This window comes from Nonomuraea sp. NPDC050227, assembly GCF_044459705.1.
Taxonomy (GTDB): Bacteria; Actinomycetota; Actinomycetes; order Streptosporangiales; family Streptosporangiaceae; genus Nonomuraea.
This window is the reverse complement of sequence record NZ_JBITJF010000007.1, coordinates 345424-359219: the sequence shown is the minus strand read 5'-3', so window position 1 is coordinate 359219 and position 13796 is coordinate 345424. Positions and strand designations below refer to the sequence as shown.

12 protein-coding genes are annotated in these 13796 nt (G+C 72.7%); 8 read left to right on the top strand and 4 right to left on the bottom strand.

Going from position 1 to position 13796, the window contains the following annotated elements; genetic code table 11:
* Positions 1 to 10: 10 nt before the first annotated feature.
* Entirely contained in the window at positions 11 to 1225 is a 1215-nt protein-coding gene (locus ACIBK9_RS28235) for an ROK family protein (RefSeq protein ID WP_397161953.1), read from the top strand.
* 86 nt (positions 1226 to 1311) lie between these two features.
* Here the strand turns inward: ACIBK9_RS28235 and ACIBK9_RS28230 are convergent, their stop codons facing one another.
* Positions 1312 to 1530 (bottom strand): hypothetical protein, encoded by a 219-nt coding sequence (locus tag ACIBK9_RS28230; RefSeq protein WP_397161952.1) that lies wholly within the window; start codon positions 1528 to 1530, stop codon positions 1312 to 1314.
* Between the two features lie 433 nt (positions 1531 to 1963).
* Here ACIBK9_RS28230 and ACIBK9_RS28225 point away from each other — a divergent pair, with 433 nt between their 5' ends.
* The 5 genes from ACIBK9_RS28225 to ACIBK9_RS28205 all read left to right on the top strand — a co-directional run bounded on the left by ACIBK9_RS28225 (position 1964) and on the right by ACIBK9_RS28205 (position 9795).
* A complete protein-coding gene (locus ACIBK9_RS28225; protein WP_387678386.1) occupies positions 1964 to 3283 on the top strand; it encodes a cellulose binding domain-containing protein in 1320 nt (439 codons plus the stop codon).
* A 348-nt stretch (positions 3284 to 3631) separates the two neighbouring features.
* Complete coding sequence (locus ACIBK9_RS28220; protein ID WP_397161951.1) at positions 3632 to 4642, top strand: ketoacyl-ACP synthase III family protein; 1011 nt, start codon at positions 3632 to 3634, stop codon at positions 4640 to 4642.
* Entirely contained in the window at positions 4639 to 4893 is a 255-nt protein-coding gene (locus ACIBK9_RS28215) for a hypothetical protein (RefSeq protein WP_397161950.1), read from the top strand. The genes ACIBK9_RS28220 and ACIBK9_RS28215 overlap by 4 nt, the downstream gene beginning before the upstream one ends.
* Before the next feature lie 20 nt (positions 4894 to 4913).
* Complete coding sequence (locus ACIBK9_RS28210; RefSeq protein WP_397161949.1) at positions 4914 to 5957, top strand: ketoacyl-ACP synthase III family protein; 1044 nt, start codon at positions 4914 to 4916, stop codon at positions 5955 to 5957.
* A 49-nt stretch (positions 5958 to 6006) separates the two neighbouring features.
* Positions 6007 to 9795 carry a type I polyketide synthase gene (locus tag ACIBK9_RS28205; RefSeq protein WP_397161948.1) on the top strand — a complete coding sequence of 1263 codons (3789 nt, stop codon included), beginning with the start codon at positions 6007 to 6009 and terminating at the stop codon, positions 9793 to 9795.
* A gap of 55 nt (positions 9796 to 9850) precedes the next feature.
* Here ACIBK9_RS28205 and ACIBK9_RS28200 read toward each other — a convergent pair whose 3' ends face one another.
* Entirely contained in the window at positions 9851 to 10438 is a 588-nt protein-coding gene (locus ACIBK9_RS28200; RefSeq protein ID WP_397161947.1) for a TetR/AcrR family transcriptional regulator, read from the bottom strand.
* 85 nt (positions 10439 to 10523) lie between these two features.
* Here ACIBK9_RS28200 and ACIBK9_RS28195 point away from each other — a divergent pair, with 85 nt between their 5' ends.
* Entirely contained in the window at positions 10524 to 11474 is a 951-nt protein-coding gene (locus tag ACIBK9_RS28195) for an alpha/beta fold hydrolase (RefSeq protein ID WP_397161946.1), read from the top strand.
* 16 nt (positions 11475 to 11490) lie between these two features.
* Here the strand turns inward: ACIBK9_RS28195 and ACIBK9_RS28190 are convergent, their stop codons facing one another.
* The gene (locus ACIBK9_RS28190) at positions 11491 to 11943 is read right to left on the bottom strand and encodes a MarR family winged helix-turn-helix transcriptional regulator (protein ID WP_397161945.1); all 453 of its coding nucleotides are present in this window, start codon (positions 11941 to 11943) and stop codon (positions 11491 to 11493) included.
* A gap of 63 nt (positions 11944 to 12006) precedes the next feature.
* On the opposite strand from ACIBK9_RS28190, the gene ACIBK9_RS28185 reads away from it, so the two are divergent.
* Positions 12007 to 13131 (top strand): FAD-dependent oxidoreductase, encoded by a 1125-nt coding sequence (locus ACIBK9_RS28185; RefSeq protein WP_397161944.1) that lies wholly within the window; start codon positions 12007 to 12009, stop codon positions 13129 to 13131.
* Here the strand turns inward: ACIBK9_RS28185 and ACIBK9_RS28180 are convergent.
* Complete coding sequence (locus ACIBK9_RS28180) at positions 13109 to 13753, bottom strand: hypothetical protein (RefSeq protein WP_397161943.1); 645 nt, start codon at positions 13751 to 13753, stop codon at positions 13109 to 13111. The two genes, ACIBK9_RS28185 and ACIBK9_RS28180, sit on opposite strands and share 23 nt — an antisense overlap.
* Positions 13754 to 13796: the final 43 nt, after the last annotated feature.

Sequence of the window (13796 nt, the reverse complement as noted above, 5' to 3'; positions counted from 1 at the left end):
GGTGACGGGGATGACGGGATCGGCGGTGGGCGTGCGCACGCAGGAGCAGATGCGGCAGCGGAACCTGAGCGAGGTGCTGCGGCGCGTCCACAACGAGGGGGCGGTGTCACGCGCCGCGCTCGGCCGCCGGATGGGCCTCAACCGCAGCACCATCATGGACCTGACCGCCGAACTCGCCGCGGTCGGGCTCGTCCGCGAGGGCGTGCCGGCCGGGCGGGGGCGGGCGGGGCGGCCGTCCATCGTCGTCATGCCCGAGCAGGGCACGGTGTACGGGCTGGCGTTCGACGTCGCCGTGGACCGGCTGGTCGCGGCCCGCGTCGGGCTGGGCGGTCGGGTCCTCGACCGCAGGGAGGCCGTCCGCGCCCGCGCCGGGGTCGACCTGGAGGACGTCGTCGGGGTCCTGGCCGCGTTCGGCCGCGAGCTGGTCGCCGGGGCCGGGCCGGGCTCGTTGTGCGTGGGGGTGGGCGCCTCGTACTGCGGGCTGATCAGGCGGACCGACGGCACCGTGCGTTACGGGCCGCACCTCGGCTGGGTGGACCAGGCGTTCGGCGCGGAACTCGGCGCCGGGCTCGGCCTCGGGCTGCCCGTCGAGGTGGGCAACGAGGCGCACATGGGGGCGATCGCCGAGCACGTGCGCGGCGCGGGACGAGACGCCGACAACCTCGTCTACCTGCACGGGGACGTCGGCGTCGGCGGCGGGATCATCGTCGGCGGCGAACTCCTGGACGGCGACACGGGCTACGGCTGCGAACTCGGGCACATGCTGGTCAACCCGTTCGACGGCCGGCCCTGCCTGTGCGGGTCGCGCGGCTGCCTGGAGGCCGAGGTGGGGGAGGAGGCGCTGCTCGACTACGCGGGACGGTCCGGCGACCTCGTCGGCCGCGACGGCATCCGGTCCGTCGTCGCCCTCGCCCGCGCCGGTGACGCCAGGGCGCGGGACGCCCTCGACCGCGTCGGCGACTGGCTCGGCGTCGGCGTCGTCAACCTCATCAACCTGTTCAACCCGGCGCTCGTGGTCTTCGGCGGGATGCTGCGCGACGTCTATCCGGGCGCCGAGTCGCGCGTCCGTGCCCGGATCGACGCGCACGTGCTGCCGGTGTCGCGGGAACGGGTCCGCCTGGCCGTGACGGCCCTGGGCGACGACACCACGCTCGCCGGAGCCGCCGAACTCGCCTTCGCCGGCCTCCTGGACAACCCCCTCACCACCTTGGCGGCCCTTCGCTGAGACGGCCGTCCGGCGTCCGTCGATCGCGGCGGGCGCACGCGCCCCCGGTTCGATCCGCGGGCCCGGGGGGCGTGCGTCTCACGGGGTCAGGCGTAGAGGAAGTAGTAGCTGTACTTGCTCTCCCACTGGCATGAATAGTCGTCCCACCAGTTCTGGTCGACGCCCTGGGTGCCGATCCGCTCGCACTCCGCGTGCTCCCTGAAGACGCCCGCCAGTTTCTCGGCGTGCGCCGGGGCGGCGCCGATCGTCAGCGACACTCCAAGGACCATGACGGCCGAGACGAGAACAGCGCGTGCCTTTCGCATTCGTCCTCCTGCGACTGGGGAGATCATGTCGGTGGACATTATCACTCACGGCTCCGGTGGGATTGTCGCGGCGGAATCACCGGCCGCCGGGTCATGAAACTTTCATCGGCGTGAAAGACGCCGTGGGGGTGTATCCGACCGGCTGTGCATGCCATGGATGATCTGGGGCCGTCTCCGTGCCTTACGGCCCCAAAGTGCGATTTATGCCGCTTTCCCGTTCTTAGGGAAACGAAACTTCGAAAACTTTGACCATTGTCGCGTAGGTGTCATATCGTCTCCCCGCCCATATCGATGTGAGCCGCGACACTCGAACAGGACGTTGTTCTCACAGGCGCTACAGGTCGGCGTGCTCATCACGGCCGCCCTGCCATCGAACGAGACACGGACGGCCACCCGGGGAAGCGGCGACCATCCGACCAACCGGAGTCGCACCATGCAAGCTCGAATCCGCACGGCCGCCGTCGGCTTGGCGATGACCGTGCTGGCCGCCGTCGGTGTGCCGGCGGCCTTCGCGCCGCCGGCACACGCGACGCAGACGATCACCGACATCGCCTACGCGCCCGCGCAACCGGCCGGCAGCAGAGGGCATCTGCTGGATCTCTACCTGCCCGCCACCGGCATCACGCCCCGGCCCCTGATCATCTGGCACACCGGTTCGGCGTGGAGCAGCGACGACGGCAAAGCCGGCGCGGACGCCATCGCCGCGATCTTCAACCCGCTGGGCTTCGCGGTGGCCGGCGTCAGCGTCCGCTCCAGCGCCCAGGCGATCTTCCCGGCCCAGGTGCACGACATCAAGGCGGCGATCCGCTGGCTGCGCGCGAACGCCGCCACGTACCAGCTCGATCCCAACCGATTCGCGATCATGGGCGACTCCTCGGGCGGCTGGCTGACGGAGATGGCCACGCTGTCCGGCGGCGTGTCGGCGCTGGAGGGCGCCATCGGCACGACCGGCGTCTCCAGCGCCGTCCAGACGGGGCTCGCCTTCTACAGCCCGACCGACTTCCTGCAGATGAACGCGCAGAACCTGCCGACCGGCGGGCTGGACCACAACTCTCCCGCCTCGCCGGAGTCCCTGCTGGTCGGCTGTCCCATCCAGACCTGCCCGGCCACGGTGGCCCAGGCCAACCCGATGACGTACGTCGACGCCAACGACCCGCCGCTGATGTTCCTGCACGGCCAGGCCGACTTCCTGGTGCCGCACGGCCAGAGCGTGCTGCTCTACAACAAGATCAAGGCCCAGTGCGGGTCGGCCACCTTCGTCTCGGTGCCCGGCGCCGACCACATGATGCCGCAGGTCATGGACCCCGCCCACTACGGCACGCAGACCGTCCGCACCACCAAGAACTGCGGCGAGACCGTCGGCACCGGCACCCTCGACCCCACCTGGCCCAACTTCACGACCTTCCTGCGCGGCGGGCTCAAGATGGGCACCTCCTGCGAGGTCACCTACGCCACCGAGGTCTGGAACGGCGCCTTCAACGGCAGCCTGACCATCAGGAACACCGGCACGACCCCCATCTACGGCTGGACCGCCACGTGGGCCTGGTCGGGCAACCAGCTGATCACCAACGCCTGGAACGCCACGGTGACCCAGACCGGCACGCAGGTGACCGCCCGCGACGCCGGCACCAACACCTACATCGGCCCCGGCTCCAGCCAGAGCCTCGGCTTCTCGGCGTCCGTCACCGGGACGAACGACATTCCCGCCCAGTTCAAGCTCAACAACCTGGTCTGCACGAGAGTGCCCGCCTGAGACGACCCGGGTTCCGCCGCCGTGGATTCCCGAATTTTATTCGGCGAATCCGCGGCGGGGAGCTGAATAGCGGCTTTCCCTTATTGCGCCACGTTCCGTCGAACCTCGGTCACGGAAGGTCGCGGATCACCTTATTGCGTTATTCGACGGGCCGCCCCTATCCTTACCCGGGACGGCCCGCCGGCTCATTTACCGTCGTATTCACCGACCGGCCGGGGGCCATGTGACTCCTCGGAAATAAATCGGATAAGCGCTTTTCCCTGTCGCGGGCCGTTGTCCGGGATTCGTCGATGAGTTAGGGGGCGTGTGCGTACACCCAACATGTTCGTCAGGAGCCTGGGCGTTTACGTGCCTGACAGCGTGAGCGTCGAGCAGGCCGTCCGCGAAGGCTGGTACCCGGCCGCGGACGCCGAGAGGTACCGGCAGCTCGGCGCGGCGGTGGCCGGCGACATGCCTGCGCCGGAGATGGCGCGGCTCGCGGTCCTGGACGCCTACGAGCGGTGGGGCGAGTCCTCCCCGCGCGATCTGGACCTGCTGCTCTACCCGTCGGTCTGGCACCAGGGCCCCAACGGCTGGCAGCCCCAGCACTACCTGCAGATGCACCTCCTCGGCGGCGGCGTGCCGGCGCACGAGATCCGCAGCGGCTGCGTCGGGATGATCAGCTCGCTGGAGCTGGCGGCGAGCTACCTCCAGGCCGCCGCGGACCGGGAGACGGCCATGGTGGTCTCCGCCGACAACCACGGCACTCCGCTGGTGGACCGCTGGCGGATGACCCCCGGGGCGCTGATCGGCGACGCCGCGGCCGCGCTCGTCCTCGGCAAGGACTACGGCATGGCCGAGCTGCTGTCGGTGAACATGACGGTGATCCCCGAGGCCGACGCGGTCAACGACGGCGCCTACCCGCTCTTCCCCCCGGACGCCACCGTCGGCAGGGGGCTGAGCTTCGGCGACCGGCACGAGGAGTTCCGGCAGCGGCTGCTCAAGGCGCAGGGCACCGGCATCCACCTGACGATCCAGAAGACGATGATGCAGCAGGTCGAGCAGACCCTGGACGAGGCCGGCATCGGCTTCGCCGACATCACCCGGGTGGCCTTCCCGCACGGCCGCCGCGAGGACCTGGACGGGCAGATGTCCTGGCTGGGCATCGACGAGGGCCAGACGACCTGGGACTACGGCCGGCGCGTCGGCCACTGCGGCGCGGTCGACCAGTTCATCGCCTTCGAGCACCTGCTCGCGACCGGCGGGCTCGTGCCCGGCGACCACCTGCTCATGGTCGGCTTCGGCTCCGGCACGTCGGTCGCCGCGGCGGCGTTCCGGATCCTGTCCACCGCTCCCGTCACGAGAGGAGCACGCGCGTGAGCGACGACCTCACCCGGCGCCTGGTCGACTTCGTCCAGGACAACCTCGTCCTGGACGGCGACGACGTCAAGGTCGACGAGACGACCCCGCTCCTGGTGTCGGGTCTCCTGGACTCCCTGCGCACGGCGCGGCTGCTGAACTTCCTCAGGAAGGACGTCGGCGTCCGGGTCACCGCCGCCATGCTCGACCCCGAGAACTTCAGGGACGTCGCGACCATCGTGACGATGGTCAGAGAACTCCAATCCGCTTAGCCGGGACGAGGACGGAAGTCATGCGGTACGCGGACACCTACATCGGCGGCGTGGGAACCTACCTGCCCAGGACCGTCGTCAGCGTCGAGAAGGCCGTCGCCAAGGGCTGGTACCCGGCGGAGGACGCCGAGCTGCACAACCTGGCGGGGACGGTGGTCGCCGGCGACGTGCCGGCTCCGGAGATGGCCCTGCACGCGGCGCGCAGCGCGATCAAGCGCAGCGGCCGGGCGCCGGGCGACCTCGATCTCCTCCTGTACGCCTCGACCTGGCACCAGGGCCCGGACGGCTGGCCCCCGCACTCCTACCTGCAACGTCATCTCGTCGGCGGAGACGTCCTGGCCACCGAGATCCGGCAGGGCTGCAACGGCATGTTCATCGCCCTGGAACTGGCGGCCGGTCACCTGGCCGCCGCGCCCGGCAGGCAGGCCGCCCTGCTGGTCGCCGCCGACAACTACGGCACCCCGCTGATGGACCGGTGGCGGATGGGCCCCGGCTACATCGGCGGGGACGCCGCCGCCGCGCTCGTCCTCACCAAGGACCGCGGGTTCGCCCGCCTGGCGTCGGTCTGCACGACGACGGTGGCCGCGGCCGAGGAGCTGCACCGGGGCAGCGAACCGCTGTTCCCGCCGGGCGTCACGGTCGGGCGCCGGATGAGCTTCGCGGCCCGCAACGAGCAGTTCCGGCAGCAGGTCATGCCCAAGGGCGAGGCCGGCGCGGCGTTGTTCAACATCCAGCGGGCGCTGATGGAGATCGTCGAGCGCGTGCTGGACGAGAGCGGGATCGAGGCCCGCGACCTGACCCGCGTGGCGTTCATGAACTACTCCGAGGAGATCGTCGAACAGCGGTGCATGGCCGTGGTCGATCTGCCCATGTCCCGCTCCACCTGGGACTACGGCCGCACCATCGGCCACTGCGGGGCCGGCGACCAGGTGCTCTCCCTCGACCACCTGCTCACGACCGGGCAGCTGGGCCCCGGCGACCACCTGCTCATGCTCGGCACCGGGCCAGGGGTGACCGTCTCCGGGGCCGTGCTCGAAATCCTCGAAACTCCTCATTGGGCCTGACATCGAAGGGAAACGAACGCAGATGGTCGACACTCCGCGCGGAGCCCGGGTGGAACCAGTCGCGGTGGTCGGGATCGGATGCCGTCTCCCCGGCGACGTCCACTCACCGGACGAGTTCTGGGACCTGCTGTGCGCCGGCCGCAACACGACCGGGCCGCTGCCCGCCGAACGCTGGCGCAGCTACGAGACCCGGAGCCCCGAACACGCCGCCGCGCTGCGCGACGCCGTACGGCACGGCAGCTTCCTGAGCGACATCGAGGGCTTCGACGCGGAGTTCTTCGGCCTGTCGCCGCGCGAGGCCGAGCTGATGGACCCGCAGCAGCGCATCCTCATGGAGACCGCGTGGGAGGCCCTGGAGCACGCCGGGCTGCCGCCGCACGAGCTGGCCGGGACCGACGCCGGGGTGTTCGTCGGCGTCTGCACAGCCGACTACGGCGGCCGGCTGCTGGAGGACCTGCCCCAGATCGAGGCATGGACCGGGATCGGCGCCGCGACCTGCGCCGTGGCCAACCGCATCTCCTACTCCCTCGACCTGCGCGGCCCCAGCATGGCGATCGACACCGCCTGCTCGGCGTCGCTGGTCGCGCTGCACCTGGCCGCGCAGAGCCTGCGGCTCGGCGAGAGCGACGTCGCCCTCGCCGGCGGCGTCAACCTGCTGGTCACCCCCGGCCAGACGCTCACGCTCGGCACCGCCGGAGCCCTGGCGCCCGACGGGCGGTCGAAGTCGTTCGACGCGGCGGCCGACGGCTACGGCCGCGGCGAGGGCTGCGGCGTGGTCGTGCTCAAGCGCCTGTCCGACGCGCAACGCGACGGTGACCGCGTGCTCGCGCTGGTCATCGGCAGCGCCGTGAACCAGGACGGGCACACCAACGGCATCATGGCGCCGTGCGGCGAGGCCCAGGAGCACGTGATGGCCCGGGCCTGCAGGCAGGCGGGCGTCGCGCCGTCCACCGTCGACTACGTCGAGGCGCACGGCACCGGCACCCGGCTCGGCGACCCGCTGGAGGCGGGCGCGCTGTCCTCGGTGTACGGCGCGGGGCGGCCCGCCGGCGACCCGTGCCTGATCGGCTCGGTCAAGTCCAACATCGGCCACCTCGAAGGCGCCGCCGGCATCGCCGGCGTCATCAAGGCGGTGCTCGCCCTCGACCGCGGGGAGATCCCGCCGAGCGTGCTGTCCGCCCTCAACCCGGCCGTCCCGTGGGAGTCCTCGGGGCTGCGCGTGGTGACGCGGCGATCGTCCTGGCCGGAGCGCGACCACCCGCGCCGGGCGGGCGTCTCCAGCTTCGGGTACGGGGGCACGGTCGCGCACATCGTGCTCGAACAGGCCCCGCCGGCCCGGCACGCGCCCGCACAGGAGGAGACGCCTCCCCGCGCGGAGCGGCTGTTCCCGCTGTCGGCCGCGTCGGAGCAGGCCCTGCGGCAGTACGCGGGCCGGCTCGCCGATCACCTCGGGACGGGCGTCGACCCGGCGTCGGCGGGGCACACGCTGGCGCTGCGGCGCACCCATCTGGCCCGCCGCGCCGTCGTCATCGGGACGGACGGCGACGAGCTGGCGGCCCACCTGCGCAGGCTCGCCGACGACGTGCCGGCCGAGGCGGTGCTCACCGGGGACGTGCTGCCCGACCTCGGCCCCGGGCCGGTCTGGGTGTTCTCCGGCCAGGGCTGCCAGTGGCGCGGCATGGGGCGGGAGCTGCTGGCCGTGCCGGACTTCGCGTCCCTGGTCGACGAGGTGGAGCCGATCTTCGCCGAGGAGATCGGCTTCTCGCCGCGGCAGGTCCTGGCCGACGGCGACCTCGACACGATCGACCGCGTGCAGACCATGATCTTCGTGATGCAGCTGGGCCTCGCCCGGCTCTGGAACGCGTACGGGGTCGCGCCGCGGGCCGTCATCGGCCACTCCGTCGGCGAGATCGCGGCGGCGGTGACGGCCGGCGCGATGTCCGTCGCCGACGGCGCCCGCCTGATCTGCCGCCGCTCGCGGCTGCTGCGGCAGGCCGAGGGCAAGGGGGCCATGGCGATGGTCGGCCTGTCCTTCGAGGAGGCGGCCGAGCGGCTGGCCGGGCGGACCGACCTGGTGGCCGCGATCTCGTCGTCGCCGGGGTCCACCGTGCTGTCCGGCGACGTCGCCGCGGTCGAGGCGGTGGTCGAGGACTGGCCGGCCGAGGGCATCGTGGTGCGGCGGGTGGCCTCGGACGTCGCCTTCCACAGCCCGCACATGGAACCGCTGGCCGTCGAGCTGGCCGCCGCCGTCGCCGATCTGTCGTTCGGCCCGCCGCGCATCCCCATGTACACGACCGCGCTGGCCGACCCCCGGGCGACGCCCGTGCCGGACGGGGCGTACTGGGCGGCGAACCTCCGTGACCCCGTGCGGCTGACCGCGGCGACGACGGCCGCGGCGCAGGACGGCTACCGCGTGTTCCTGGAGATCTCCCCCCACCCGGTGGTCGCGCACTCCGTCACCGAGACGCTGTCGGAGAACGGGTTCGAGGACGTGTTCGTCGGCACCTCGCTGCGCAGGAACCAGCCGGAGCTGCCCGGCTTCCTGGCCGCGGTGGGCACGGCCCACTGTCACGGCGTCGAGGTGGACTGGAACCGGCTGCAGCCGTACGGCGGCCTCACCGACCTGCCGCCGTACGCCTGGCAGCACCGCCGCCACTGGCGCGAGGACTCCGGCGACGACGGCAACCGCGGGCACGACGTGCGCTCCCACACCCTGCTCGGCGCCGGGACCCGCCTCGCCGGCAGCCGGACCCGCGTGTGGCGGACCGGCCTGGAGGACGCCAACCGGCCCTACCCGGGCAGCCACACCCTCAACGGGATCGAGATCGTGCCCGCCGCCGTGCTGGTCAACACGTTCCTGCACGCCGCCGAGGACGAGGACGTCACGCTCACCGGCGTGGAGATGACGCATCCGCTGATGACCGCGGAACGCCGGCAGGTCCAGGTCGTGCACGAACCTCCGGCGATACGGCTCGCGGCCCGTACGCCGGCCGCTCCCGGCGAGCCCGAACCGGCCTGGCTGGTGCACGTCACCGCCGACGTGGCCGCTCCTGGCCAGGTCAAGCCCGACGTGCTGCCCGACGCCGGCGCTCTGACCCCGATCGACCCCACGTTCGTGCACCGGCGGCTGGCCGCCGTCGGCGTGCCCTCGACGGGCTTCGACTGGACGATCGAGACGCTGCTGGGCGGCGACGGCGCGCTGCGCGCCACCGTCCGCACCGGGGACGCCGAGAGCTGGGCCCCGGCGCTGGACGCGGCGATGTCCGTGGCGCCCTGCGTGTTCCCCGGCGACCCGGTGCTGCGCATGGTCGTGCGCATCGACGAGGTCGTGCTGACCGGCGCCCCACCCGCGACGGTGGTCATCGACGCGGCCGTGGACCGGGCCGCCGACGACACCGTGCGGGCGCTGCTGGCCGACCCGGACGGCCGGGTGGTGGGACATCTCACGGGGCTGCGCTACCCGGTGATCGACGCGCCCGTCCCGGCCGAGGAGGAGCTGGGCGGGCCCGCGGAGTCGTTCGCCGGGCTGACGGCGGCGGATCTGCGCGAGCGTGTCCTGCCCGAGGTGCGCGCGGAGATCGCGGCCGTCATGCGGCTGGCCCCCGAGGACCTGGCGGTCCGCCGTCCCCTGGTCGAGCAGGGGCTGGACTCGGTGATGACGGTCATGGTCCGGCGGCGGCTGGACAAGCGCTTCGGCTGCCGTCTTCCCGCGACCCTGCTGTGGCAGCAGCCCACCATCGCCGCGATCGCGGACCGGCTGGTGGAACTGCTCGCGGCGGCCAGGCCGGAGGCGGCGGCGGAGGCCGTACCGGAGGGCATGCCCGCGATCGGCGGGTGAGAGCCGCCGCGGGCGGCCCGGCGGAGGATCTCCCCGGGCCGCCCGCGGCGTTCGGTCAGGAGCCCGCCGGCCGGCCGAGCCGGCGGAGCTGGTGGTCGAGGACGGCGGTCGCCTCGGCGATGCCCAGTTCCCCGACCAGCACCCCGTCGGCCAGCCCGCGCGCGAGCGCGAGCAGCACGTGCGCCTCGGCGCCCGCCTCGACGCCGGGGTCCGCGGCGGTGGCGGCCACGAGCGCGGCGATCTCGCGGTGCACCGCGTCGCCGCCCGCGCGGTACAGCTCGCGCACGTCGGGATCGTCGACGGCCCTGGCCAGGAACGCGTGCCCGGCCAGCAGCAGCACGGGAGCGCGCGAGCCCAGCTCGACGACGGCGAGCAGCGTGCGCCGCAGCGTGTCGGCCGGCCCGGCGGCCTCCCGCAGGGCCGCCCGGAGATGGCCTTCGATCTCCTGCCTGAGCAGCTGCGCGCTGGCGCGCATCAGGTCGGCCTTCGCCGCGAAATAGTGCTGCACGAGCCCCTTGGAGACGCCGGCCTCCTGGGCGACCCCTCCGATGCTCACGCCGGCCAGGCCGTCGCGAGCGCACAGCCTGAGCGCGGCATGGGCGATCTCGGCCCGCCGCGCCGCGTGGTCCACCTGCTTCGGCACGGCCTCCCCCTCTTCGCGATACGAGTGTATCGTGACGTTGTTGCGATACGATCGTATCGCAAAGGGCGAACGAAGGATCCCGCACATGAACGATCTTGTGGAACCCAACATCGGAGCCGCGTTCCGCGCACGACGGCTCGGCCACTTCCGCGACGCCCCCGCCTTCGCGCGCTACCGCGGCGCCTACGACGACGCCATGGCCCGGCTCCCCGAACCCGGCCAGACCCACGACGTGGTGACCGGCTTCGGAACCGTCCGCGTCTACCGTTTCGGCGGCGGCGACGGTGTGCCGCTGCTGCTGCTGCCGGGGCGCACCTCGGCCACCCCGATGTGGGAGGCGAACCTGGCCGGCCTCGTCGCCCGGCGGCCGGTCTACGCCGTCGACCTGCTCGGCGAGCCCGGCCTGTCGGTGCAGACCCGGGCGTTCACGAGCGCGGAGGACCAGGCGACCTGGCTGGCCGAACTGCTGGACCGGCTCGGCCTCGCCCGGGTCCACCTCCTCGGGGTGTCCATCGGCGGGTGGAGCGCCTTCTATCTGGCCCTGCGCGTGCCGGAGCGGATCGCCTCGGTGAGCGTGCTCGACCCCGCCAACCTGTTCGGCCGGATCACCTGGAAGGTCGTCGTCTTCTCGCTGGGCTCGGTGGTGCCGTTCTTCCCCGAGTCGTGGCGCAGGAAGCTGCTGAGCTGGATCTCCGGCGGGGCCGACGCCTCGGCCGACGAGCCCGTCGCCAACCTCATCTCGGCCGGGATGCGGGACTTCACCGCGTTCCTGCCGCCGCCTGCGTACCCCACGGACGACCAGGTGGCCGGGCTGGACGTGCCGGTGCTCGCGCTGATCGCCGGGCGCAGCATCATCCACAACCCGCGCAAGGCCGCCCTGCGGGCCCGCCGCCTGCTCGCCCGGGGCGTCGTCGAGTTGTGGCCGGACGCCTCCCACGCACTCAACGGCGAGTTCCCCGACCGCGTCAACACCCGGGTCCTCGCCTTCGCCGACGAGGTCGACCGCGCTGACGACACTGCCGGCGACACGCCCTGACCCCACGAGCAGCCTCTCAGTCGGACTGCTCGCGGATCTCCCTGGTGGCCGAGCGGTAGGCGCGGGCGACCCCGGCGAGGAGGCCCAGCATCAGCGGCACCTGCTCCTGCGTGAACTGCCCGCGGATCTGCTCCAGGTGCCGCTCGGAGGTGACGCGGGTGGCGTGGTACTCGGCCATGCCACCCTCCAGCAGCTCCACCGTGACCATGCGCCGGTCGCGTTCGCCGCGTACCCGCCGCACGTAGCCGGCCTTCTCCAGACGGTCGATGAGCCGGGTCGCGGACGCGGACGGGAGCCCCAGCTCCTCCGAGATCGCCCCCACCGGGAGAGGGCCGCGCATCTCCAGCAGGATGAGCGCGGCCACGTCCACATGGTGCACGCCGAGCCGGTCGGCGATGGCCTCGATGTGCAGCATGACCGCGATCAGGAACTCGCGGTAGACGTCCGCTTCTGGGTGGTTGTCGGTCACTCGCCCCAATGTACTTCACAGCGATGTATCTTTGAATCGAAGTAACTTCGTTTTGGAGATAAAATGGATGTTGTTGTCATCGGCGCCGGCGTGGGCGGCCTGGCCGTCGCGCGCAGCCTGCTCGCCGCCGGCCACCAGGTGCGGATCTACGAACAGGCCACCGCCCTGCGCACGGGCGGCGCCGGGCTGAGCATCTTCAGCAACGGCGCCGCGGTGCTGCACGACCTCGGTGTCACCCTTGACGGCGTCGGCGGCCGGTTCGACCGGATCGACGCGCTGACCGCGGACGGCCGGCTGCGGCTCACCTCCGACATGGCCCACGCGGCCGCGCTCTACGGTTTCCCCAACAAGTCGGTCTCCCGCCGTCTCCTGCTGGAACGGCTGGCCGACGGGCTGCCCGGCGACCTGATCCGCTACGGCACGGCCTGCCGGACCGTGACCCAGGACGGCGACCGGGTGACCGCGACCTTCGAGGACGGCTCGACGGCCACCGGCGACCTGCTGATCGGCGCCGACGGCCACCACTCGGTCGTCCGGCGCGAGTTGTGGGGCGACGTCCCCATCCGGACGGCCACGTTCGGCACCTGGCAGGCGTTGAGCCGGATCGACATCGACCTCGCCCGCACCCACCTGCACCTCATGATCACCGGTAAGGAAGGCGCCTGCGGGATCATCCCCGCCGGTGACGGCAAGCTCCAATGGTGGTTCGACGTGCGCTGGGCCCCTGGCGAGCCGCGCCCGGCCGCGCCCCTGGCCGAGCTGCGGCGCCGCTTCGGCCGCTGGGCGTCGCCCGTCCCCGAGCTGCTCGCCCAGGCGTCGGAGGCCGACCTCGACTTCTTCGGCCACCACTGGCAGAAGGTGCGCCGGGAGTGGGGCAAGGGCCGCGTCACCCTGCTCGGCGACGCCGCCCACCTCATGCCCCCCACCCTCGGACAGGGCGCCAACCAGACCCTGGAGGACGTGTGGGTGCTCGGCCGCGAGCTGGCCAAGGGCGGCGACCCGGCGCAACGGCTGCGCGCCTACGAAAGGGCCCGCTACCCGCACGTCAACCTGGTGTCCAGGCTGGCCCGGCGCAGCCCGGCCAACTGGCGCATCCCCCCGTTCGTCGGCCGGATGGTCTCCGAGACGTCCCAGAGCGGGTTGCTCGCGCGCTTCAGCAACCGCCTCACCGCCGCCCTGGCCCACTGAGCGCGGGCACGCCGGGTCGCGGGTTCCGGCGCCGGTGGTAGGCGTAGGTGACGGCGGCGAGCAGCGGCCCCCACAGCAGGAGCGGAAGATAGCAGACGGCGAAGATCGCGGCCTCCCAGCCGCCCGCCCGGCTGGGGAAGTCCGGCGGGATCGGCTCGCCGCGCATGGTCACCCCGGCGAGCTGGGTCACGAAGGCCGCGGTCCACAGGACCGTCAGGAGCACGGCGCCCGACGCCGCCGGAACGACGGCGGCCGGCGTCGGCACCCTGCGGCCAGGCAACCCGGGGACCCAGCGGGGAAACCGCTCACCCCACGCGGCCACCAGCCCGACGGCGGTGAACGCCGCCAGCTCCGACACGATCGACAGGCACACGACGTACAGCCGTTCACCGAGCCCGATCCCGCGGTCGAACGCCGCGGGCAACCGCCAGAGGCTGGACGGCAGCACGGTGAACGGCACGGCGTAGGCGGCGATCCGCGCCCAGCGGGGCACCCCGGCCACCGGCGCGTGGGCGGCCCGCCACGCCGTGCGCAGCCGCCCGCCGGTCACCGGCGATCCCGCGGTCGCGGCGGCCACGGGGAGCGGCGCCGCGGCGCCGCGCGAACGATCAGTTCTCGTCATGGCGCTCACGCTAGGAACGACCGGGCCGCCCTGCCTCCCCCCG